This is a genomic window from Variovorax sp. P1_G12, from assembly GCF_056405555.1.
Genome location: NZ_JBFUBW010000062.1, coordinates 1 through 20,625, shown reverse-complemented (window position 1 = coordinate 20,625; position 20,625 = coordinate 1). Strand labels below are relative to the sequence as shown.

The following is a 20,625-nucleotide window of genomic DNA, read 5'->3' as shown; positions in this document are numbered from 1 at the left end:
CCCCCTCCTCCACAACCTGAGTGCGGGCGTCGCCGCCGTCGGCGAAGCCTGCGAGCAGGGTTCGCTTGAAGTCGATGTCCACGGCATGCTGCATCTGCCTGCCGTGACGGCCCTGCCTGAGGAGGGTGAGCCGCGGCGCTTGCGCAAGCTCATCGACAGGAAGATCGGCGACGCGCAGCTCCCCGATCTCCTGCCGGAGATCGATGCCCAGTGCAACTACAGCGAGGCGCTCCTGGGCCACCGGGCGGAATCCGCCGCCGAACTGCTCGCGCTGTATGCCGCCCTGCTCGCTCACGGCACCGACATCGATGCCAAGAGCGTCGCCGCGATGATCCCTGAACTGACCCCCGAAGGTTGGACACTGCCTGTGTGTCCGTCGCGATGCGAGCGCCGGAGACCCATGGGCGCTTGCGCCGAGCCAACGAGCGCGTGGTCGAGTTCCAGGGCCGGGTTCCGCTGGCCGCGCACTGGGGCGACGGCGCCAAGGGTTCAGCACGATGATGGCCTTGCCTTGGCGCGCACCGCCCATTTCGACGATGGCACGCAAGGTGGTATCGGTGAACTCGTCGATGTTGGCCCGCGCGAGGTGCGCGCCGTCTTCGGCGCATGAGGGACTACGCATGAACGCACGCGACAAGCACAAGGTCCCGGTGGCCATCATCGGCACCGATTTCATGATCAAGGTGCTGCGCCACGCCAAGCACCTTCGCATGGGTGCGATGGTGGGCATCGACGCCGGCTCCGACGGCCTGGCGCGCGCCGAGCGTCAAGGCGTGCCGATCACCGCCATCGAGGGGCTGCTGCGCCTTCCGGGCTTTGCCGAGATCGGCATCGCCTTCGACGCGACTTCCGCCGGCGCGCACGCGCGGCACAACGAACTGCTGCAGGCGCACGGCGTGCAGGTGATTGACCTCACGCCCGCGGCCATCGGCCCCTACGTGGTGCCGGTGGTCAACCTCGACTAGCACCTCGGTGCGCTTAGCATCAACATGGTCACCTGCGGCGAGCAGGCCACCATTCCCTTGGTGCGGGCGGTATCGCGCGTGGCGCCGGTGCACTACGCGGAGATCGTGGCCTCCATTGCGAGCAAGTCGGCGGGGCCGGGTACCTGAGCCCGCGCAGCGCGAGATCGCACGGACGCCAAGTCCGGCGCCGGAGCAGAACTGCCCTACCGCGCAACCCATAGGCCTCTCGTCTCACGGGCGCCGGGTCGGTGATCGTGTCAATTTGCACCAGTCGCACTGCCCTGCTTCGCTTGGTCCGTTTGCAAGTGCTTGTCGTGATTGACGTTTTTCGGGGAGACCGTGTCAATTTGTCGAAAAAATACGATTACCCCATGCTGCAAGGCATCACGCCCGATGGCCTGCTGCGCGACAGTCCCGACCTCGGCTTCGTCGTGCGCAAGATTCACCGCAGCCCTTGACCTCCGTCGACGTCAGGCTGGCCGTGCTGGTGGCCCTGGTCCAGGCACCGGCCAGCAGCCCGGTCGCCGCCGAGCTGCTGGCGGGCAGCGCCCCCTACGAGGCCCGTCTGCTGGCGCTGGTCGAGGCTGACCGCGCGGGTGCTGGCAGGCGACGCACGGGCCTTAGGCGGCGGTCGGCCCGGACCGCCCTTAGACCTCGCCCAAGCTGCCCGCGCGTCCCGTAGGGGCCGGGGCCGGATTGAGGCGCCACGCGGGTTTCAACTGGAATCCGCTTCCAACCCTCTAGGACGAGGAAAGCGCCCGGCTACTATCTGCGCCACCCCGGAGGTTCGCTACCCGTCGATTCCCGCCCGGTTCGGCAATCCAGCACGGCGGCGCCGCTTTTCTTGGGCGTCATGTGCAAACCTATAATTTGTATAGAATGGCCCCAACGTTCGGACAAGAGAATTCGAAGCTGACGAAGGCGATACGCCGCGTCGCCCGAGACTCGGCCAACGTGAGATTCATCAGGCACGCTCAGGAAGAAATGGACAACGACGGCTTCGACCACGTCGACGTGTTGACCTGCCTCCGCAAGGGCACGGCGCATGGCCCCGAAGACAACGGGCGGTGCAACGTCGTTCACAGGGGCCTGCACATCCGCGCCGTCGTTGGCGGCCTCGAAGCCGGCGGTGAAGGCTGGACCGACCTGACGAGCATCACCGTAATCACAGTCATGAAGGTGAACTGAAATGGAAAAGCTGCCGGGTACCGGCTTACCCAACGTGTACGTGATCGACGGCGTCGTCGAGCACCCGGACGGGGCGGTCTCGTACCGCGACCTCGACGGCCTCTATGTCGCCCTCGCTGGCGCGATCGCCGCGCGCGTGACGCCGCTTACGGCCGCCGAACTGCGCTTCATGCGCAAGCGGCTCAAGATGACGCAGGACGACGTCGGGCGCCTCGGCGGGAAGACGGGACAAGTCGCGGCGATGTGGGAGAAGGGCACGCGGCCGGTCCCGGTCGCCGAGGGCAATATGCTGCGGCTCATCTGGATGGCCCGCCACGCGAAGCGCGGCCTCGCCGCCGCCGTCCGCGCGATGGAGGCCGGCGATGGCCACGTGGAACCGTGCGACTACGTCCTGCGCTTCGTCGACCGCGCGGGCTGGCACGAAGCGATCGAGGAGGCGCAGGCCCGAGCGCACGCGCAGGCCAAGGCACACGCCGGGGAGGCAATCGCGCAGGCCATGACCGGCCCGGCCTTCTATACGTTCGACGGTGCGGTCGACGCTATCGACGCCGCCTCGACGGTCGCCGCGACCACTGATACCACCGCCCCCCAGGAATTGTTCACATGAGCACGACGCGAAAAATCATCACGCCAGTAGCGCCAGCGGCGTCCGGCGCCCAGGTGCCGGACCACCTGTTTGGGTGGCCCGAGATCGCCGCTGCCCTCCTCGCCTCGAAGGGGATCACGAAGGGATGGTGGCGCGTCGGCATGCAGTTGCGCTTCGGCGCCCTGACAACCCGGATGGGCGACCCTGGGCAGGAGCAAAAGAGCGTGCCGACTGCGATCGTCGGAATCGACAGCGTCGCGATCTTCTCGACGGATCAGGGCGGGGATATGGTCTACGACGCCGCGAACGGGTGCGCGCCGGTCCCGGCCGGTGCCGTCGCGCCGAGGGCCGCGAAGGTGGCGCAGAAGAAGATCAAGGTTGAAATCCGGAAGCGCGCCGCGACATAGGGGGGCGCGCGCTCGGGTATTCGACTCGAACAGCACTACCACTGCACCGAGGAAGAAATCCGCAAGGAGCACCTCGAGGCGGAGCGCATCGAGGGGACGCTGATTGAAGGCGGGATACCCGGAGACGCCCGAGGAAGTCGCCGAGCATGACCGGGCGATGAAGCCCACTCCCTCGTTAGTTTCGGATTGGTGGGCCAATCAGCGCATGACGGCATTTTGCCTCCACCTTATCTACTATTCGCCCGTGCGTCATGCTGGCTGTTGTACCGTCTTCCTTCGGTGTGACATGCCTAAGAATTGCGAAGAAGAGCCACAGCAGTAGAAGCCCAGAGTCTCTGGGGTTCGGGCCAGGTGCATCGAGCAAGAACATAGGTCCGCCATTGCCTTGGTACGAGAAGAATGCTTCGGCTTTTACTGACAAACTCTCGGTCGTGCTGGTGCCATAGGTTGCGACCGGCGAACAGTCGTGCTTGGCATAGGCATAGGCATCGTCGAGCGGCCGAGACAGCAGGGCGCATCTGGGTTACCGAACCAAGTGCGCCTTTCGGTCTACGAAGAACATCCTGACCAGCGTTCGCTCCCCAAGTGCTTCCGCGAGGACCTCGAATGCAAAGTAGGGAATGAGTACCAGAAGCAGTATCAGGATGCCTGCCAGACTTTCCGCAAGCCGCGGACCGATGAAGTCGGCAAGCGATTGCGTCATTGTCTTGTGGCGCAGGAGGCCCACGACGATCTCCTCTATGACCGTCAGGATGACCAGGAGAGACAGGAAGGCGAGGGCCTTGTGCAATGTTGGCCAGATGAGCGGGCTGGTCGCGTTGTGCTCGCCGACCTTGAATGCCCTGCCGAGAGCGATGAATTTCGCGAGCAGGGCGGCCTTGACGATGGCGACGCCCCAATATGCAACATCGATGCCATGGTCGTAGAGGACCGCAGCTTTCATGATGTTCGCGGCCGCAATGACGACGAAGAGATAGCTGGTCAGGATCGAGAGTTCCTTGAACTCATTCATCGTGCGCTGACGCAACGGCGCTTTCGTCTTCGGTTCGACGGCCACAATGGTTCCTCCTTGCGTCCGGAGCACGCAAATGTTGTCCGAGCGCTAGATCATATAGCTTCCGCCAGGCCTAGATGGGATGGACACCCGCCGCCTTTACGGGGCGGGTGGGCAAGGAACAGGTACCTCCGGAACCGAACGGTGCCAAAGTGGTGTCTCCATCCACCCGCTTCAGGAACGGAGGGGCCGAAATGAATCGTACGACATATGGTCTGGATATCGCAAAGCGCGTATTTCAGATGTACTGGGTCGATGCCGACACAGGAGAGATCGTGAATCGACGCTTCAGCCGGACGGAACTGATCGATTTCTTGTCGAAGAGCTCTGCAGGGCGGGTCGCGCTTGAGGCGTGCGGTAGTCGGCATTGGTGGGCGCGCAAGATCCACGCGCTCGGCCACGAAGCAGTGTTGTTGCACGCCAAGTTCATTCGCCCTTTCGTGCAAACCAACAAGACTGACGCTGCTGATGCCCGAGCGATCTGGACTGCGGTTCAGCAGCCAGGCATGCGTACTGTGGCGGTCAAGAGTGAAGAACAGCAAGCGGTGCTGGGGATGCACCGAGTGCGCACTCAGCTGACCAAGTTCCGGACGATGCAGATCTATCAGCTGCGCAGTCTGCTTTACGAGTTTGGCGTGACGTTGAGAACTGGCAGGCAGGCCGGTTTGGCCGACCTGCAAAGCCGAATGGCTGACATTGAGGGTCGGGTGCCCGGTTTGTTGATGGACGTACTGCGAGAGCAACTCGCGCGTGTTCACACGTCCGGCGCTCACGCTCGATGTCCACGGTGTCGCCTGGCGCGTTGTCCTGACGATGCTCGACTGGAAGTGGTCGCCCCAGCAGATTGCCGCTACCCTGAAGCGCTCCTTCCCCAACGAGCCTGCACGCCACGTGTCCCACGAAACGATCTACACCGCGATCTACGCCCTGCCCAGGGGCGAACTGCGACGCCAGCTCATCGCCTGCCGCGCTCGCGCGGCAATGACCGCCGCGGCCAGATCCCCGAAATGGTCAGCATCCACGTGCGCCCGCCCGAGATTGAGGACCGCGTGATGCCCGGCCACTGGGAGGGCGACTTCATCAAGGGGGCGGGCAACAAATCCTGGCCATCGTCTCTTCCAGGTTGCGCAGGCTCAAAGGGTAGGCCGCGTACCAGCGAACGCACACCAGCATGATCTTCAACGGGAAATGCAAACGCCTGATAACCCCTCGCAGGGTCGAGTTCGCAAGTTGGACGTGCAGCGGTACCATGGCTGTTGTGGCCGACCGACTATCGCGACAGAGCCGACCCTAAAGGCGCCCTTTGACGGGTATGAGGGCGCCCGTGATGGGCGCCGCGAGGTCGGAGAGCAGGAACCCGATGACCCGCGCCAGCGCGGCTGGGTCCACCCAGCGGTTGGCATCGGCCTTCGGCATGTCGGTGCGATTGGCGGGCGTGTCGAGGATGCCCGGCAGCACGGCATTGACCGTGATGCCGCGATCCTTGAATTCCTCCGCCATGGCTTCGGTCAGTCTCGCCACTCCGGACTTTGCGGCCGCATAGGCGCCCATGCCCGACGTTGCGCTTCCAGCCGAGATGGCGCCGACGTTGACGATGCGGCCGTGGCTGCTCGCCAGCAGATGTGGCAGTGCCGCTTGCGATGCGAGGAAAGCCGTGCGGACGTTGAGCGCGTACAACCGGTCCCAGGTTTCGATACTGCCTCCTTCCACCGTCTCCCACTGGAATCCGCCTGCTACGTTGACGAGGGCGTCCAAGCCATCGAGCGCGATGGTGACGTGATTGAGGGCCTCGCGCGCTTCGCTTTCCTGGCCAAGATCGGTCCCGCCCTGCGCAGAGAAACCACTTGGAAGGTCCTGCGGTATGGTCGCCTTGTCGATCAGAGCGACTCGCGCTCCGGCACTTCGCAGGACGTCCCCTACCGCACGGCCGAGAACGCCAAAACCACCTGTGACGACGATGCGTCTGTTCCGAAGCGACTGATTCATGAGGCCGTGGGCTTTAGAGCATCCTGGCTCGGCGTCTCTTCGTAGGGCCGACCTCCGGGGCGCAACGCGCTGTGCTCACGCTTGGAATGCGACAGCGGATAGAACATCTGGTCGGTCCAGCGTTCGTCGCCGAACAGCAGGTCGTCCGGCAGTCCGACCGCAGTCGGGTACTTGCGCGTGATGTGCGCCGTTCCGAACAGCACATCCCAGAAGAAGAGCATGTTGCCGAAGTTGCCCTTGTAGTGGCCGATGCCGTCGGCGTTGCTCAAGGCATGATGTGCCCAATGCGTGGCGGGCGTCGAGATGACCCGCTCGACAACCCACATCACCGGAGAGAGGGCGCGGATGCGGTACAGCGGCTCATCCCAACGCCAAGCGCTGTGGGCGCCCAGGATCACAGCGATCTTCACTACGATATAGACAAGGTAGACCTGCCCGGCGCCCAGGAAGAACAGCACGCCGGCCAGCCACAGCCCGGGCATTAGCATGTAATAGAAGAAGTTGTTGCGGTACGTGATGCGGATGCTCATGTACTTGGCAGAGTGATGCGCGCGGTGCAGCGGCCACAGCAGCGGGGAGTGCGAGATGCGGTGCCACCAGTACTGCGTCATATCGTCGGCAACGAGGAACAGGCCAATCATGGCCCACCAAGGCAGATCGGCCAGCGCGCCGCGCTGACCCGGGATGAGCCACTCGCACAGCTTTTCCGAGCCAAGCAGCGCGACCGGCTGGGCGATAGCGATCAAGCTGACGAACATCATCAGCTCGAGCTTGGTGTCGTTGCTGGTGGCGTGGACAGTGGCCCGGTAGCGCCGGCTGACATATTCCATCAGGGCAAATCCGAGGATCAGCACGACGATCAAGGTGTTTTGAAGCAGGGGGCTCAACGTTTGTCTCCGTTGTGGTGGGCGACGTACATGCGACGCCGTTGGTCGGTAGGCTCTGTATCTTTGACGATGGGCGGCCATCCGTCCAATGCAATGTTCGTCCACTTTCGTTGCATCCAGTGCATACCGCGGAAGTCAGTTGCCCCCGATGGTCAGACGGTTTAAAGCGGCTCGATCTCAGATTCCGGGGCGGCTGGGGTTGACAGCCTGCTGATGATGAGCGTGGCCATCGGCGACGGTGTGCGGCCACGCAGAGTGACGACCCCCATTTCCGTTGATACCGATGGAAGGCCAGTGACCTTCAGCAGGTGAAGCCTGCTGGCAGCAACCTCCCGTGCCACCGCGGCATGCGTCGCGGCCAGAACCGAGTCGCAACCAAGCGCTATGTCTTTCAGCAACTGGACGTCGTCGCACTCGAGAGCCAAAGAGAGTTCGGCCGACGAGCCGAGACCAAGCAGGCGCGAGAGCACCGCACGTACGTCAACTGGCAGCCGCACCGAGAGAACGCCGTGCGCCCAGAGCTGGCGCAGCGTGACGGATCCCCGCAGGGCCAACGGGTGGCCGGCGCGCACGTAGAAGCCCCCCGGCTCGTTGCGCAGGGCACGGATATGCAGGTTGGGTTCCGAAGGCAAGTCCCTGGTATCAGCAGCGAAGAACTCGATGTCTTCCTCGAGCAGGCGCTTCAATAGCAACTGCCAATTGCTGATCTCGACGCGCACGTTGATCCCCGGAAACTCGCGTCGCATCGTCGTCAGCAACGGCGACAGGAAGGATGCCGCAGGAAAAGGGCCGACGCCGAACGCCGTGTCGCCCAGACCGCGGCTGCGGTAGAGCTCGACGTCGCGTTCGAGGCAACGGCTGTTGAACACCAGTTGCCGAGCCCGCGCGACGACAAATTCACCGGCCGGCGTCGGGACCACCTCCTGCGTCCCGCGGTCGAACAACTGCAGGCCCAGCTCGGCTTCCGCCGCCTGGATGCTGCGCGTGAGGGCCGGTTGACTGAGATGCACCTGCTCGGCGGCACGGATGAAGCTTCGACGGTCGGCGACGGCGACGATATGTGCCCAGCGCTTGATGTCCATAAGTCGCTCCTTTGTTAGGCGATTGCATCCACTGCATTCATTCTCCACCCACTATGCATTGGACTCAATTCGGGTTCTCCTGAACAATCGCCCTCATTCCAAGAGCTCCGGTGTTCAGACACAGGACCCGGCCCGCCGACCAAAGCCAAGGAGACAACCTGGTGAATTTCAGTGCTTTTCGCGAGCATGCTCGTTCACGCCCTTCTGACGATTTGAGTGCCGTTCCGAAGACGAGCCACACACCCCGCGATACGACCCCTCATTCCAGGAAATCACGATGACCCGACGACATTGGCAAGCCAGCTACGGCAACACGCCCAGGGAGATCAACCCCGACGCCTATCGCTCGGTGGTGGACATGATGGAACTGGCGATGAAGCGCTTCGCCGATCGGCCAGCAATGCGCTGCGCAGGCCAGACGCTGACCTACGCCGATCTCGACCGTCTCTCGCGGAACTTCGCGGCCTACCTGCAAGGCAAGTTGGGGGTGAAGAAGGGTGACCGCGTCGCCGTGATGGCACCCAACGTGCTGGCCTTTCCGATCGCCTTCCTCGGCATCATTCGCGCTGGCGCTGCGCAGGCCAACGTCAACCCCTTGTACACGCCGCGTGAACTCGAGCACCAGCTCAACGATGCCGGTGCCGAGGTCCTGGTCGTCTTCAGCGGCGTCACCGCCACGGTGGCCGAGGTTTTGCCCAGGACCCGGCTCAAGACCATCGTCACCGTCGGCGTGAGCGACGGCAGCGATGTCGTCCTGCCGAGCCCGCCGGTGGACGCACGCCTGACGGGCGCCGTTGCCTTCACGGATGCGCTGGCCGAAGGCGCCGAGCTGCCCTTTACGCCGGTCGATGTCAATGGCGACGACCTGCTGCTCCTGCAGTACACCGGCGGTACCACCGGCTTGCCCAAGGGCGCTGCGCTGTGTCACCGCAACCTGGTGGCCAATACCGAGCAGTTCAAGGCCTTCATGCCCGACGTGTTGCGACCGGGCGAAGAGGTGATCGTCACGGCGATTCCGCTCTATCACATCTTCGCGCTGATGGTGAACTTCATCAGCTACTTCTCGGTCGGGGCCGACAACTGGCTGGTGACCAACCCGCGCGACTTCGACAGCTTCCTGGACACGCTCAAGAAGGCTCGTCCGAGCATCTTCGTCGGCGTGAACACCCTCTACGCGGGGCTAGTGGCGCACCCGCGAAGCAAGGAGGTCGATTGGTCCAACTTGCGCTTGGCGGCCGGCGGCGGCGCGGCGGTGATCGGTGCGGTGTCGGACAAGTGGAAAGCGCTCACTGGCACCTTCATCCGGGAAGGATACGGCCTGTCGGAGACTTCTCCCGTCCTGACCTTCAACCCGGCCGCCGTGCAGGATTTCACTGGAACCACGGGGTTGCCAATGCCCTCGACCGACATCAAGCTGTTGGATGATGATGGCCTGGAAGTCGGCATCGGCGAGGTCGGCGAGATCTGTGCCAGGGGCCCGCAGGTGATGAACGGCTACTGGCAGCAGCCCGAGGCCAACGCGGCCGCATTCACCGCCGACGGCTACTTCCGCACCGGCGACATCGGCAGCTTCGACGCGCAAGGATTCCTGAAGATCGTGGACCGTAAAAAGGACATGGTCATCGTCTCCGGATTCAATGTCTACCCCAATGAGGTCGAGGCGATTGCCACCGGTTGCCCGGAGGTCGTCGAATGCGCCTGCGTGGGCGTGCCCGACGAGAAGACGGGCGAAGCGGTCAAGCTGTTCGTGGTCAAGGCGGCGAACGCCACGCTCGGCGAGGCCGAGCTCATCGCACATTGCCGCGAACAGCTCACCGCCTACAAAGTGCCCAGGATCGTGCGCTTCGTCGAGGCGTTGCCCAAGTCCACGGTCGGCAAGATCCTTCGCCGCGAACTGCGCGACGTGGCATGAGCAACCCGCCCGAGACAAAACGGTGCGCGGGCATGTTCCGCGCCAAGAAACTGGAGCACTGACATGAATGCCGTCCCGACCCCCCTCACTCTCCACGTGGCCGATGCGGCGGAGATCCAGCGCATGCACCGCCTGTTCGACATTCAGCGCCGCGCCTTCGAGGCCGCCCCGTATCCGGACCTCGCGGCGCGCAAGGCCAAGCTGCACCGGCTGATCGATGCGCTGCGCCGCCACCAGAACGACATCGTCGTTGCGGTGAACGCGGATTTTGGCGTTCGCGCCGGGCCCGAGACCAAGCTGGTCGAGGTCATGGGCCCGATTTTGGAAGCCCGGCACGCCCTGTCTCACATGCGCAAGTGGATGAAGCCGCGGCGTCGCGGCACGGAGCTGCTGTTCCTCACCAACAGCGCCTGGGTCGAATACCAGCCCAAGGGCGTGGTGGGCATCATCGGCACCTGGAACTTCCCGCTGTACCTGACCATCGGCCCGCTGATCGCGGCACTGGCCGCGGGCAACCGGGCAATGGTCAAGGTTTCGGAATTTTCGCCACGGACCACCGCGCTGCTGCGCACGATCCTGGGCGAGTGTTTTGGCGAAGATGAGGTGGCCATATTCGGCGGCGCGGTCGAAGCCGCGCAGGCTTTCAACGCGTTGCCCTTCAACCACCTGGTCTTCACCGGCTCGCCGCGGGTGGGCCGCGAGGTCATGCGCGCGGCGGCCGACAACCTGACACCGGTGACGCTGGAACTCGGCGGAAAGTCGCCGGCCATCGTCGGGCCAGACGCCGACCTGCGCGATGCGGCGCTGCGCATCGCGCACGGCAAGGCCTTCAATGCCGGGCAGATTTGCGTCGCGCCGGACTACGCGCTCGTGCCGCGTGGCAAATCCAACGAGTTCGCCGCCGCGGTACGCGAGGCATTCGGCAAGCTGTATCCGACCGTCGGCGGCAATCCCGAGTACACCAGCATCGTCACCGAGCGCCACGCGGCGCGGCTGCGCCAGTTGCTCGACGATGCCCGGGCCAAGGGAGCGACCCTGCTGCAGTGCGGCGACGTCGCGGGCGCCGGTCGCCAGATGGCGTTGACCGTCGTTACTGGTGTGGACGACCGCATGCAGCTGATGCAGGAAGAGATCTTCGGGCCGATCCTGCCGGTGGTCGAATACGACCGCCTGGACGATGCGATGGCGCTGGTGCGGCGTGGCGACCGGCCATTGTCGCTCTACGCTTTCGGCCTGAGCAGCGCCGAACAGCAACGCGTGCTACGGGAAACCCATGCCGGCGGAGTGACCCTCAACGATTGGGGCTGGCATGTCTTCCAGCACGACCTGCCTTTCGGCGGCACCGGCAACTCCGGCATGGGCACCTACCACGGGGAAGAAGGCTTTCGCGAACTCTCGCATGCCAAGTCCGTGTTCAAGCGGCATCGGTGGTTTCCGATCGGGCTGTTCTATCCGCCGTATGGCAACCTGGTGCAGCGGCTTTCGATGCGGTTTTACCTTGGCAAGAGCGACTGAGGAGACAAGGGCAGGCGCGAGTGATCCGGTGGGCATTGTCACGTTGGCGATGTCGTAAGCCTTCCCGATGCAAAAAAAAGAGGTGCTGTATCACGGTCATCGGTTCCCTGCGGTGGTGATCAGCCAGGCGGTGCGTTGGTATTTTCGATTTCAACTGAGCCTGCGCGACATCGAGGAACTGCTGTTCGAGCGCGACGTGGTTCCGGCGCCATTGCACAAATGACTGCCTGGAAGCGGGCGGTCACGACCTACGCTCAGTCTCAATTTGCCAAGCCAGCCTTCCCCCAGATTCATGACTCTCTCTACTCGGCCTGAAAGCCGGACAATTTGATGATGGGCGCCCAGCGGGCGATGTCTGCATCGACGATCGCCGCAAACTCGTTGGGCGATGTGCCGGTCGGCTCGATCCCGAAATCAATCAACTTCTGCCGCATCTTGGGCGAACGAATCGTGGTGATTAGCGCAGCCGACCACTCGTTGACTATCGCTCGGGGCGTTCCGGCAGGAGCGAAGATGCCCACCCATCCGCTCGCCATAATGCCCGGGTAGCCTTGCTCTGAAAATGTCGGCACGTCGGGAAGTTGGGAAATTCGCTTCGCTCCCGACGTGGCAAGAATGCGGATGCGGCCGGCGCGGTGCAGGTCGATGAGATCGGAAACCACTGAAATGCCGCAAGGAATCGTGCCTTCGACAAGATCGATCTTCATGGCCGCGAGCCCTTTGTACGGCACGTGCGTCATGTCGGTTTCGATTGACTTGCCGATCATCACGCCGAGAAAGTGCGGAAGCGTTCCAGCACCTGGACTTCCGTAGAATCTCTGGGCTGGATTCTTCTTCATCCAGTCAACGAGTTCGGCGACGGACCGCGCCGGGTGCGAGTTGGGCACTGCAAGGGCGAGATCGTAAGTCGCGATCTGCGAAATGGGCTCGAAATCACGTGACGTGTAGTGGACTTCCTTGAACGACAACGGTCCGATGACCGGCACCACGATGGAAAACTGCGCGATTGTCGCGCCGTCGGGCGCAGCACGCTTCAACGCCATCGCGGCGATGCGTCCACTGGCACCTGGCCTGTTCTCGACCACGACAGTCCGTCTGAGCAGGACCCGAGCGCTCTCGGCCAACAACTCCGCAACGGGTCGGCCCGATCCACCCTCGAACGGGAGCAGGAGCTTCGTCACGCCAGCGCTGTTGTCCTGCGCATAGGCAAGTCCTCCGGGAATGACGTGCCACGCAAGAACCAGCACGAACAGAAAAACCCGGACTCGACGCATGCACTACCTCCTCGAAAGACCTCGGAGAATACTATCTTTCATCAATGACTGAACCCAGCCGATCCACGCCGACGTTTCCGCCTGTGGTGTACGACCTGCTAGGGTTTGAGCGCCTCTTGTCGACGGTGTCTGCCTCGTTCATCAATATGCCTCTGCAGGATGTCGATCGTGCCATCGAGGACTGCCTCGCGCGCATTGTTGAGGCCCTGGGCATCTGTCGATGTTCCCTTGGCCGTGTCCTGACGTTGAACGGCCGTGTCGAGATCACTCACTCGTACGCGGTGGAGGGTGCCATGCGTGCGCCCAAGTTCCTCCCGGCCCAAGTCGTGAACCCGTGGCTCCTGGCGAAAGCGAGAGCCAACGAGCCAGTGGTGTTCTCCCACCTGGATGACTTGCCGCCGGAGGCAAGCCTCGACAAAGAGACCTGGCGCAAGATCGACATGAGGTCGCACGTGATGATGCCGTTCTTCATTGAAGGTGAACTTCAGGGCGCCCTCAATTTCGCCTGCGTTCGCTTCGAACGCAGTTGGCCACCGGATCTCCTGCCGCGCCTGCGTTTGCTCGCGCAGATCTTCGGCGGCGTCGTGGCGCGACAACGTGCGCAGGAAGAACTCGAGCTTGCTATCGGCTTCGAGCGGATCGCGACCAGCATCCTTGCAACGCTGGTGCTTGCAACGGCGCACAAGGCGGATCACGCGATTTCCACCGGCTTGCGCCAGATCGGCGAGTTCGCCGGTGCCGATCACGTCGCACTCCGGCTGCACTTCCGCGACGATGGTCATGAAGACGTCTTTCAGCATTGGCAAGCGGACTCCATCGACCTGCCGGTGGGCTGGAATCGGGCGAGCGCGCTTCCGTGGATCAACGCCCAGACGGCGGCAGGCACGGCCGTCCGAATTGCTCGCGTTGCCGACCTGCCTCTGGAGGCTGGAGACGACGCTACAGCCATGCGTGACCTGGGCGTCCGATCGCTGCTCGTGGTGCCAATTTCCGTCTCAGGCGGCAACGCAGGTACCCTTTCGATCGCGTGTATGCAGGGCGTGCATGAGTGGCCGGAAGCGCTGATGCCGGGCATTCGCCTTCTCGCCGAGGTGTTCGGCAGCGTGCACGCGCGCRAGGCATCCGAGCGCCGCAAGCTCGCTGCGGAGACTGAAGCGGCTCATTGGCGTGAACGTCTGGCGCATCTGGTTCGGATCCACACAGCCGGAGAGATGTCTGTCGCGCTCGCCCACGAGATCACTCAGCCGATCGGTGCGATCGAGAACTACGCGCTGGCGGCTCGCCGGCGGGCTGGCGAAGCAACCCCCGATCTGTCGCGGATTGTGGAATTGATTGAGAAGGTGATCGCGCAGACCAGGCGCGCCGGGGACGTCGTGATCAGCATGCGCAACATGGCTCAGCGGCATGAACCGGATTCGAAGTCGATCGATTTGGAGCACGCGGTGAGAAAGAGCGTCCAAATGTTGAAGTTGGACTGCGAACTCCGCGACATCCGCATCCGGTTTTCCTCCGCGTCTCCCCTCCCGGTGGTTTGGGTCGATGAAGTGCACCTTCAGCAGGTCGTCATGAATCTGCTGCGCAATGCCATGGAGGCGATCGAAGGCGCGCGACCTGGTGGTGAAAGAGAGATCGCCATTGCGATCCGCGCCGGCGAGCGCGACGAGGTGCGGATCGATATCGCCGACCGTGGCGTCGGCATCGCCGAAGGCCACCTGGAGCGAGTATTCGAATCCTTCTATTCGACCAAGTCGAGCGGTCTCGGCGTGGGCCTGGCCATCTGCCGCAAGCTGATCGAGGCCCACGGCGGCAAACTCTGGGCATCGCACAATCCCGGCGGCGGAGCCTCGTTGAGCTTCACGCTTCCAATTCTCCAATAGACCACGACCGAACCCACCGTATTCATCATCGATGACGACGAAGCCAATCGCGACTCGGTGCGCGAACTGGTGAACTCGATCGGCCTCACCACCGAGGTTCACAGTTCGGCGCTGGAGTAGTGGCCGCTCGGATCGACCCGGCTCGTCCTGCCGCCCACCATGGAGTCCTCGGAGGCCGTGGGCGTTCCGGTGATCGTGCTGGGTCCGCACACTGCGTTCCGTAGCGCGATCGACATCGCCCGACTGGATGCGACCGATTTCCTCGAGCGACCGGTCAGCATGCGCCAGTTGCATGCGGCAGTATGCCGAGCGTGCCCGGAGGTCAAGTGAAACCGAAGTCGTACGTGGCCGCACCTATTTCGCTGCGTGGGGCCACGGTATCGGATCGCGTGCTCGCCACGATGTTCGGCGGCCTGGGTGCCGACTACGCTTCGGGATCCTGTGCGACCTTCCGGCGTCGCGCAGGAGCGCTTGAACAACCCGAAAGAGGCGTCAAATGACCCGAGCACGACCCTTGGTCCGTCGATTCTCCATGCGCGGCCTGCTGTTCGCGACAGCGATGGCGACGGGGCTGGCCGCGCAGGCGCAGCCAGCTTCGAAGCCGGCTGCCTCGCCCGCGAGCAAGGCGGCCGTGGCGCAGGCGCCCCGGCTCGAACAGAGGGCCCTCGAGTTGCTGCGCGGCATGAGCGCCGCGCTCACCGGCGCCAAGTCGCTGGGCTTCACGGCGGTGGCGAGCTACGAGAGCCCGAGCAGCGTCGGTCCTTCGCTCGTGTACGCGACCAGTTCAGAGGTGTTGCTGCAGCGGCCGGACAAGCTGCGAGTCGTGACGCTCGGCGATGGCCCGGCTTCGGAGTTCCATTACGACGGGACGACGATGACGGCCTTCGCACCCGCGGAGAACCTGGTGGCGGTCTCGCCAGCCCCTCCGACGATCGACGCGATGCTGAAGCAGGCCTTCGAGCGCGCAGCCATCTACTTCCCCTTTGCCGACATCCTCGCAGCGGATCCGTACCAGACCCTGAGCCAGGGGCTGGCCCGGGCCTTCTACATTGGACCGTCGAAGGTCGTGGGCGGCACCACCACGGAAATGGTGGCGATCGCCAACGATCAGGTCTTCATGCAGATCTGGCTTGGGGCCGATGACAAACTGCCGCGCAAGCTGCGCGCCGTGTTCCGAGGCGATCCGCTGCAACTGCGCCACCAGGTCGAACTGTCGAACTGGAAACTCGATCCCGTGATTGCGGCCGAAGCCTTTGCCGCACTGAGTGCCGTCAATGCGAAGAAGATCGAGTTTGCAGCGCCCAAACCCGTGGCGGCAGCGAAGCCACCTGCCAAGCGAGTCGTCAAACCAGCGCAGGGAGTTCAGTGATGACGATCGCCAAGACCCTTCTTTCAGCGACGGCCGCGTTGCTGCTCGCCGCAGGATTCCATCCACAGGCCGCGGCCTGGGTCAGCGCCAACCGGTTCGGTGGCCATTCGCAAGGCGGCTTTGGCTGGGCCAGCCACACCAATCGCTGGGGCGGCACGACCACCGGCGCCTACGGCATGGGTGCAGTGCATACGACCCCCGGCGGCTTCAGCACCTATCGCCCTCCCGGGTATGGGTACGCAGGCTATGCGCCCTATCACGCGCCGGTGGCGGTCCCGTATTACCACGCGGGTTGCTACGACTGCGCGGGCGCGGTGGCAGCAGGCACGATCGTGGGGGCGGCGGCCGGCATGGCGATCGCCAATCACGCGGTGTATCCCATCGGTGTGAACTACGCCCGCCCGCCCGAGGGCGCGGTGATGGTGAACCGCTACGGCGTGGACTACTACCGCTATGGCGACAGCTGGTTCCGGCCTTTTTACGGGGCGAATGGCGTGTACTACAGCGTAGTGGGCGCACCCTGAGCTGTGCGCTTGGTTCCTTTTTTCAACGGAAAGTCAGCATGAAATTGCATCAGGTCCTTCTTCCCGCCCTGGTCTGCAGCGTCCTTGGGCTCGCGGGCTGCGCGGGGCCCGGCGCCGGCACCAACGTCGTGGCCTCCGAGAACGCGAAGGACAAGGTCGCCAATGTGGGCTTTCTGAGCGATTCCGGAAAACTGAAATCCGTCGCCGCCACCGGCGGCCTGCTCTGCTGGCGCCAGGCCGGGGTCGACTGGAAGCGCTATGACAAGGTCATGATCGAACGGATCCAGGTCTACATCAAGCCTACGGCCGAGCAGCGGCCGATCGATCCCACCGATCTGAAGGTGCTGATCGACTATTTCCATGCGGCGCTGGTGCGAGATCTGACCCCCGAGGCGCAGATCGTCACGACGAGCGGCTCTGGCGTCCTGCGCATCCGGCTCGCCCTGACGGCGCTGGTGCCGACCAACACCGTCGAGAGCCTGGCGGGTACCGCGGTGCCCTACGGTTTCGTGGCGGAAATGGGCTCCGGTGCAGCGACCGGTCGGCCCGTGGGCTCGACACCCTACATGGGACAGACCGGGCTGGAAGCGCAGTTCAGGGATGGCGCCACAGGCGCCGTCGTGGGCGAATGCGCGGACACGGAGATTGGCCTCAAGTACGCAGCCGACCTCAACAGCGGCGCCTCGACCGCGACGGAGGCCTGGCTCAATGGCTATGCCAGCTCCTTCCAAAGCTGGACCTACGCGCGAGACGCGTTCAACAAGTGGTCGGCCCTCTTCGCACGAAGGTTCAGCGAACTGCGCGCTACGGCTTCCTGAGCCTGCAGACCTCCCGACACTCACTCCCGAAGCAACGAGCGGCCCATCTTCTCTCCACGTACGTACTGCTAGGTAGCCGCCGGGATGGAATTGACGTGCGACCACTCACACAATGACGCTTGATCCACCAACATTGAAGGCATCGCAATGAGCAAAATCCTCGCACTCCTGATCGCCGGCCTGTTCACGGCTGGCGCCTATGCCCAGAATCCTGCCGGTGCCTCGTCGCAGGAACAAGTGATCACCAACAGCAAGCCGCAAGATCGCGCCCAGTCCAAGGTCGATGCTCGGCCGCAAGGCAAGGTCAAGAAACCGGGTGATGACGAGGCGACGTCTGCCCAGAACGATGCCATCGGCACAGGCAAGGCAGCGGCGGCCGGACAGGCTCGCGTCAACGCACGCGAGACAAAGAATCCGAACAAGCGGCCGACCCCGAACGGCGGCACGCCTGACATGGTCGGCGCCAAGTAATCTGTGGGCACACCCACTTGCTGGAAGCCTTGCTGACGCCCGACCCGGCCTCAAGGCGACGACGCCCAGGCGATGATGCCTTCGTCGGGATCCCCTGGCGAATGCCCTTTCTCAGCGAGCGTTCCAGATGAAAAAGCAGATCCTTGGGTCCATCGTCCTCGCCGCCGTGTCGACCGGCACGCTGGCGAACGACGACTTCGAAGGAATCTACGCGAGCGGCAATACCAAGATCGAATGGCGCGTCGGCGGCCGCCTGGGCAATGAGTTTGTGTCCAGCCTGTGTCCCGACAAGAAGTTCCGCCCCCGCACCCATGCGAGCCATTCGCACGCCGGTAAGGACTACACCATCAAGTCCGACTTCCAGTTCACCGAACTCAGGGTCACCGGTGCCAGCAAGTGCCTGCCGCCGGGAACGTACAAGCGCGCGCAGTGAACCTGGCTCCGAAGGTGCAAGAAATGCGAGGTCGTCAACGCTTCAAGGCAGCAGTTGCTGACCCTCTCGTGAAGTCATGTTTTGTCAACGAGATCGATGAGTATCAGCGACTACCCGACTTCCTACCTCGTGGGTTCGAACAGCAATCAGGGCATTCGCTATCGGCAAGCCGAACAGGCAGCCCAGGTATTTTTTGACGTTCCATCTGTCGACAGGCCATTCGTGATTTGCCGTAGCTGGAATGGCCAGAAATGGACGTCGCGCATCATTGCAAGCAGCCGTAAAGGGAGCGAGCCAGTATGGGTCAAGATGATCGCGTATCTGTCCGATGCTGAATTCTCTGCGGCGTACGCTACTTTGAAGAAATGTCGCAGCACCCGGGTCGGCCTGGAACAGGGGGATGGGGTAATGCTTCGTGAAGAATCGTTATCTCAAACAATCGGCTACAACACAGGCCATGCGACCAAGTCGGCGACATGACTTCACTCTGCTTGCCTCGAACCGATCACGCGCCATGCACAAGATCCTCCCCTTACGCAGCTTGAATACCCTTTTTGAGGACCTCCGTGATGACTGAAGACGACGCATCGAACAACGGAACGGTCGCCCCCTGTCCCGGCATGCGATGGGTTCCCGGCGGCACTTTCCGCATGGGCTCGGATCGTCACTACCCCGAGGAAGCGCCGAGCCATCGCGTGACGGTCGACGGTTTCTGGATGGACGCCACCCCGATCACCAATGCGCAGTTCAGAGTCTTTGTGGAAGCCACCGGCCATATCACGTTCTGCGAGCTACCGCCCAATCCAGCGGACTATCCCGGTGCGCTGCCGGAGATGTTGAAGGCGGCCTCATCGGTCTTTGTCGCGCCGCCTCATCGCGTGAGCCTGCGCGATCATTTCCAGTGGTGGCAGTTCGTCGCCGATGCCAACTGGCGCCATCCGCAAGGGCCGGTCAGCAGCATCGCGGGAAAGGACGACCATCCCGTCGTGCATCTCGCCTGGAGCGATGTCGAAGCGTATGCGAAGTGGGCCAATAAACAAATCCCTACCGAGGCCGAATGGGAGTTCGCTGCGCGCGGCGGGCGGGAAGGCGCCGAGTACGCCTGGGGCGACGAGCTCACGCCCGGCGGGCGTCATCAGGCCAATATCTGGCAGGGCGAGTTTCCATGGGAGAACCTGGCCGAGGACGGCTTCGCCGGCACCTCTCCCGTGGGCAGCTTCCCCGCCAACGGCTACGGTCTCTACGACATGATCGGCAACGTCTGGGAATGGACGGAAAGCTGGTACGCGCCCCGTCACCCGGAAGAGCAGCTCAAGTCCTGCTGCATCCCGTTGAATCCACGCGGTGCATCGATGGCGCAGAGCTTCGATCCTGGGATGCCGCAGTTGCCGATACCGCGCAAGGTCATGAAGGGCGGCTCGCACCTGTGCGCGCCGAGCTACTGCCGTCGCTACCGGCCGGCCGCGCGCATGGCGCAACCGATCGACACATCGACCTCCCATCTCGGGTTTCGATGCATCGTGCGCATCTCCTCGAATGAGGGCCCTCGAGTTCGCCATCGAATCGACTCTGACACCTAACATCGACGGCAAAGAGCGGACCGAGGACATCGAAGTTTGCATATCTGCTCGACAAGCTGATGCGCCGTCGCGATGTCAGCAAACTGCTGGACATCAAGCCACGTTCCGATGACCCCGAATGGATGCATCGCCGGATCAGACGATCGATGGCATCTCGTGTGGCGTGAGGCAGGGCACCGGTTGCAGACGTCGCCGCCATTCAGTCCTTCTTTCCCTTGTGCTTCTTCGGCTTGTCCGCCACGGGCCCGCCGCCGCCGTCGTTGAGCACCAGCTTGCTCGGATCGAGCTGGCGCTTCTGCAGGTCATGGAGAAGGCCGGCGTCGCTGAGGTCGATCTTGTGCGAGGACGCCCAGTCGCGACGCGCAGTGTCCTCGAGGCGCTGCACCGTCCCGGAATGGTCGCTCTCGATCGCCAGTTCGCGCCGGCCGTCGAAGCTGCCCGGCGCGAGGTTGATCGAGCCGACAATCGCGCGCTCACCATCGGCCAGCATCATCTTGGCGTGCAGTTTCAGGTGCTTCATGGTGTGCACCTTGGCACCGACGTCCTGCAGGATGCGCAGCCCGCCCACCCCTTCGATCAGCTTCTCGGCCTTGAGCGAATGCGGCGGCTTGGTCAGGATGTGGACCTTGACGCCGCGGATCGCTGCCCGCACCAGGCGCTCGATGATCACGGTGTCCTGGTAGCGCTCGTTCTGCAC

General features: G+C 63.5%; 21 protein-coding genes and 7 pseudogenes. 20 read left to right on the top strand and 8 right to left on the bottom strand.

Going from position 1 to position 20,625, the window contains the following annotated elements:
• A pseudogene (locus AC1D2O_RS36520) lies at window positions 1–495 on the top strand (Tn3 family transposase); the annotation flags it as partial.
• Here the strand turns inward: AC1D2O_RS36520 and AC1D2O_RS36515 are convergent.
• A pseudogene (locus AC1D2O_RS36515) lies at window positions 485–580 on the bottom strand (acetaldehyde dehydrogenase (acetylating)); the annotation flags it as partial. The pseudogenes AC1D2O_RS36520 and AC1D2O_RS36515 sit on opposite strands and share 11 nt — an antisense overlap.
• 40 nt (window positions 581–620) lie before the next feature.
• On the opposite strand from AC1D2O_RS36515, the pseudogene AC1D2O_RS36510 reads away from it, so the two are divergent.
• The 5 genes and pseudogenes from AC1D2O_RS36510 to AC1D2O_RS36490 form a co-directional block, all read left to right on the top strand.
• A pseudogene (locus AC1D2O_RS36510) lies at window positions 621–1,109 on the top strand (acetaldehyde dehydrogenase (acetylating)); the annotation flags it as partial.
• Window positions 1,110–1,255: 146 nt separating this feature from the next.
• Window positions 1,256–1,423 carry a hypothetical protein gene (locus AC1D2O_RS36505; RefSeq protein ID WP_478094335.1) on the top strand — a complete coding sequence of 56 codons (168 nt, stop codon included), beginning with the start codon at window positions 1,256–1,258 and terminating at the stop codon, window positions 1,421–1,423.
• 526 nt (window positions 1,424–1,949) lie between these two features.
• Window positions 1,950–2,153, top strand: coding sequence for a hypothetical protein (locus tag AC1D2O_RS36500; RefSeq protein ID WP_478094337.1), 204 nt, complete (start codon window positions 1,950–1,952; stop codon window positions 2,151–2,153).
• A gap of 1 nt (window position 2,154) precedes the next feature.
• Window positions 2,155–2,760, top strand: coding sequence for a hypothetical protein (locus AC1D2O_RS36495; protein ID WP_478094338.1), 606 nt, complete (start codon window positions 2,155–2,157; stop codon window positions 2,758–2,760).
• Entirely contained in the window at window positions 2,757–3,146 is a 390-nt protein-coding gene (locus tag AC1D2O_RS36490) for a hypothetical protein (RefSeq protein ID WP_478094339.1), read from the top strand. The genes AC1D2O_RS36495 and AC1D2O_RS36490 overlap by 4 nt, the downstream gene beginning before the upstream one ends.
• A gap of 523 nt (window positions 3,147–3,669) precedes the next feature.
• Here the strand turns inward: AC1D2O_RS36490 and AC1D2O_RS36485 are convergent.
• The gene (locus AC1D2O_RS36485; RefSeq protein ID WP_478158823.1) at window positions 3,670–4,203 is read right to left on the bottom strand and encodes a hypothetical protein; all 534 of its coding nucleotides are present in this window, start codon (window positions 4,201–4,203) and stop codon (window positions 3,670–3,672) included.
• Between the two features lie 191 nt (window positions 4,204–4,394).
• Here AC1D2O_RS36485 and AC1D2O_RS36480 point away from each other — a divergent pair.
• Together AC1D2O_RS36480 and AC1D2O_RS36475 are read left to right on the top strand one after the other, a co-directional pair.
• Window positions 4,395–4,946, top strand: a pseudogene (locus AC1D2O_RS36480) (IS110 family RNA-guided transposase); the annotation flags it as partial.
• Window positions 4,933–5,303, top strand: a pseudogene (locus tag AC1D2O_RS36475) (IS30 family transposase); the annotation flags it as partial. The pseudogenes AC1D2O_RS36480 and AC1D2O_RS36475, both read left to right, overlap by 14 nt.
• 1 nt (window position 5,304) lies before the next feature.
• Here AC1D2O_RS36475 and AC1D2O_RS36470 read toward each other — a convergent pair.
• The 4 genes and pseudogenes from AC1D2O_RS36470 to AC1D2O_RS36455 all read right to left on the bottom strand — a co-directional run.
• A pseudogene (locus tag AC1D2O_RS36470) lies at window positions 5,305–5,451 on the bottom strand (IS6 family transposase); the annotation flags it as partial.
• A gap of 39 nt (window positions 5,452–5,490) precedes the next feature.
• Entirely contained in the window at window positions 5,491–6,186 is a 696-nt protein-coding gene (locus AC1D2O_RS36465; protein ID WP_477650411.1) for an SDR family NAD(P)-dependent oxidoreductase, read from the bottom strand.
• A complete protein-coding gene (locus tag AC1D2O_RS36460; protein ID WP_477650413.1) occupies window positions 6,183–7,016 on the bottom strand; it encodes a sterol desaturase family protein in 834 nt (277 codons plus the stop codon). Before AC1D2O_RS36460 ends, AC1D2O_RS36465 begins: the two co-directional genes overlap by 4 nt.
• 218 nt (window positions 7,017–7,234) lie before the next feature.
• Entirely contained in the window at window positions 7,235–8,155 is a 921-nt protein-coding gene (locus AC1D2O_RS36455) for a LysR family transcriptional regulator (RefSeq protein ID WP_478158822.1), read from the bottom strand.
• 277 nt (window positions 8,156–8,432) lie between these two features.
• On the opposite strand from AC1D2O_RS36455, the gene AC1D2O_RS36450 reads away from it, so the two are divergent.
• From AC1D2O_RS36450 to AC1D2O_RS36440, 3 genes and pseudogenes are all read left to right on the top strand, one after another.
• Window positions 8,433–10,067 carry an AMP-binding protein gene (locus AC1D2O_RS36450; protein WP_478094297.1) on the top strand — a complete coding sequence of 545 codons (1,635 nt, stop codon included), beginning with the start codon at window positions 8,433–8,435 and terminating at the stop codon, window positions 10,065–10,067.
• Window positions 10,068–10,130: 63 nt separating this feature from the next.
• Window positions 10,131–11,582: a coniferyl aldehyde dehydrogenase gene (locus AC1D2O_RS36445; RefSeq protein ID WP_478158821.1), complete on the top strand. Its 1,452-nt coding sequence runs from the start codon at window positions 10,131–10,133 to the stop codon at window positions 11,580–11,582.
• A 67-nt stretch (window positions 11,583–11,649) separates the two neighbouring features.
• Window positions 11,650–11,781: pseudogene (locus AC1D2O_RS36440) on the top strand (IS6 family transposase); the annotation flags it as partial.
• 103 nt (window positions 11,782–11,884) lie between these two features.
• On the opposite strand, the gene AC1D2O_RS36435 reads toward AC1D2O_RS36440, so the two are convergent.
• Window positions 11,885–12,856, bottom strand: coding sequence for a tripartite tricarboxylate transporter substrate-binding protein (locus AC1D2O_RS36435; protein WP_478158820.1), 972 nt, complete (start codon window positions 12,854–12,856; stop codon window positions 11,885–11,887).
• A 44-nt stretch (window positions 12,857–12,900) separates the two neighbouring features.
• On the opposite strand from AC1D2O_RS36435, the gene AC1D2O_RS36430 reads away from it, so the two are divergent.
• From AC1D2O_RS36430 to AC1D2O_RS36390, 9 genes are all read left to right on the top strand, one after another.
• Entirely contained in the window at window positions 12,901–14,733 is a 1,833-nt protein-coding gene (locus AC1D2O_RS36430; RefSeq protein WP_478158819.1) for a sensor histidine kinase, read from the top strand.
• A 159-nt stretch (window positions 14,734–14,892) separates the two neighbouring features.
• Window positions 14,893–15,063 (top strand): hypothetical protein, encoded by a 171-nt coding sequence (locus AC1D2O_RS36425; protein WP_478092539.1) that lies wholly within the window; start codon window positions 14,893–14,895, stop codon window positions 15,061–15,063.
• Window positions 15,064–15,229: 166 nt separating this feature from the next.
• Window positions 15,230–16,102, top strand: a complete 873-nt coding sequence (locus tag AC1D2O_RS36420; protein ID WP_478158818.1) for a DUF2092 domain-containing protein — start codon at window positions 15,230–15,232, stop codon at window positions 16,100–16,102.
• Complete coding sequence (locus AC1D2O_RS36415; RefSeq protein ID WP_478158817.1) at window positions 16,102–16,626, top strand: hypothetical protein; 525 nt, start codon at window positions 16,102–16,104, stop codon at window positions 16,624–16,626. The genes AC1D2O_RS36420 and AC1D2O_RS36415 overlap by 1 nt, the downstream gene beginning before the upstream one ends.
• Window positions 16,627–16,664: 38 nt before the next feature.
• Window positions 16,665–17,444, top strand: a complete 780-nt coding sequence (locus AC1D2O_RS36410; RefSeq protein ID WP_478158816.1) for a DUF3313 domain-containing protein — start codon at window positions 16,665–16,667, stop codon at window positions 17,442–17,444.
• Window positions 17,445–17,591: 147 nt separating this feature from the next.
• Entirely contained in the window at window positions 17,592–17,915 is a 324-nt protein-coding gene (locus AC1D2O_RS36405) for a cell envelope biogenesis protein TolA (protein ID WP_478092548.1), read from the top strand.
• Window positions 17,916–18,042: 127 nt separating this feature from the next.
• Complete coding sequence (locus AC1D2O_RS36400; RefSeq protein ID WP_478158815.1) at window positions 18,043–18,348, top strand: hypothetical protein; 306 nt, start codon at window positions 18,043–18,045, stop codon at window positions 18,346–18,348.
• A 96-nt stretch (window positions 18,349–18,444) separates the two neighbouring features.
• Window positions 18,445–18,828, top strand: a complete 384-nt coding sequence (locus AC1D2O_RS36395) for a hypothetical protein (protein ID WP_478092552.1) — start codon at window positions 18,445–18,447, stop codon at window positions 18,826–18,828.
• An 89-nt stretch (window positions 18,829–18,917) separates the two neighbouring features.
• Entirely contained in the window at window positions 18,918–19,928 is a 1,011-nt protein-coding gene (locus AC1D2O_RS36390) for a formylglycine-generating enzyme family protein (protein ID WP_478158814.1), read from the top strand.
• 199 nt (window positions 19,929–20,127) lie between these two features.
• On the opposite strand, the gene AC1D2O_RS36385 is transcribed toward AC1D2O_RS36390, so the two are convergent.
• On the bottom strand, window positions 20,128–20,625 hold a 498-nt coding region (locus AC1D2O_RS36385), incomplete at its 5' end, for a phospholipase D-like domain-containing protein (RefSeq protein ID WP_478158813.1).